This window comes from Hymenobacter actinosclerus, from assembly GCF_900111515.1.
In the GTDB taxonomy this organism is placed as follows: domain Bacteria; phylum Bacteroidota; class Bacteroidia; order Cytophagales; family Hymenobacteraceae; genus Hymenobacter; species Hymenobacter actinosclerus.
Genome location: NZ_FOHS01000017.1, coordinates 1 through 1,250 on the forward strand (window position 1 = coordinate 1; position 1,250 = coordinate 1,250).

Annotated in this window: 1 protein-coding gene and 1 pseudogene; both read left to right on the forward strand. The window is 64.5% G+C overall.

Translation table 11 applies throughout. From position 1 onward, the window contains the following. Positions 1-51 precede the first annotated feature (51 nt). Positions 52-351, forward strand: coding sequence for a transposase (locus BMY67_RS18700; protein WP_092774306.1), 300 nt, complete (start codon positions 52-54; stop codon positions 349-351). Further along, positions 330-1,220: pseudogene (locus BMY67_RS19450) on the forward strand (IS3 family transposase); the annotation flags it as partial. The gene BMY67_RS18700 and the pseudogene BMY67_RS19450, both read left to right, overlap by 22 nt. Positions 1,221-1,250 lie beyond the last annotated feature (30 nt).

Genomic DNA, 1,250 nt, shown 5'->3' on the forward strand with positions numbered 1-1,250 from the left:
TGGGGTGGTCCAGTAAAAACGGACAGTGAGAAGTCTTATCTTCCACTGCCCATGACCGAGAAACTGAATCCTGGCGGCTTGTCCGCCACACGCAAGAAGTATACGCCCGCTTTCAAAGCCGAGTGCGTGCGCCAGGTAGCGGCCGGAGCCCGCCAGACGGACGTGGCCCGTGCCCAAGGCATTTCGCCGGCTTTGCTCGGCCGCTGGCAACGCGAGGCCCTGGAAAAGGCGGTGCCCAGTAGTGCCGAGCGCGACGAAATCAAGCAGCTACGCGCCGAGTTGCGGCGCGTGGAAATGGAGCGCGATATTTTAAAAAAAGTCGTGACCATCTTTGCGCAACCGCCTCAGTGAGGAGCCGCTACCAGTTCATTCAAGCCTGCACCGAGCCCTGGCCCGTGCGGCTGCTCTGCCGCCTATTGGCGGTTAGTACCGCCGGGTATTACCAGTGGCGCAAGTGCCTGCCCCAACCAGCTGCGGCTTGGCAGCCAGCAGCGCAGGAGGCGTTTACGCGCCATGCTCGCCGCTACGGCACGCGGCGGTTGCGGGCCGAATTACGCGCCGAAGGATATGCTGTGGGTCGGTACGCGCTTCGCTCGTGGCTGCAGCGCAACGGGCTGCGCGCGCTGAGCACGCGCCCACAGCGCCCCCGCACAACAGTGGCTGACCCAGCTCTCGTTGTGGCTGAAAACCGGTTGCTCGGTCAGCCCGCCCCCACTGCCCCCGACCAAGTCTGGGTAGGCGACATCACGTATCTGCCTCTGGTGGGCGGGCGCTGGTGCTACCTGGCCACCTGGCGCGACGCCTGCTCGCGGCGCGTGGTGGGCTGGCATCTGGCTGCGCAGATGCCCACTGAATTGGTACTCCATGCGCTGGAGCAAGCCCTGACGCTACGTCAGCCCGCGCCGGGGCTCATCATCCACGCCGACCGCGGCAGCCAGTACACCAGCGCGGCCTGTCGCGCCCGCATTGCCCAAGCGGGGGCCCTGCCCAGCTTCAGCCGGCCGGGTAATCCGTATGATAACGCCCAGGCCGAAGCGGGCTGGAGCACGCTCAAAACCGAGCTACTGCCCCCAGGCACCGCCTTCGCCTCGATCGAAGAAGCCCGCCTAGAAGTGGCCCATTACCTCGACACCTACTTCAACCTCGACCGTCGCCACTCTGCCCTCGGCTACCGCTCACCCCACCAATTCGAACATGACTTGAAAATCAACCTACCTTAGCGCACTGTCCGTTTTTACTGGACCACCCCA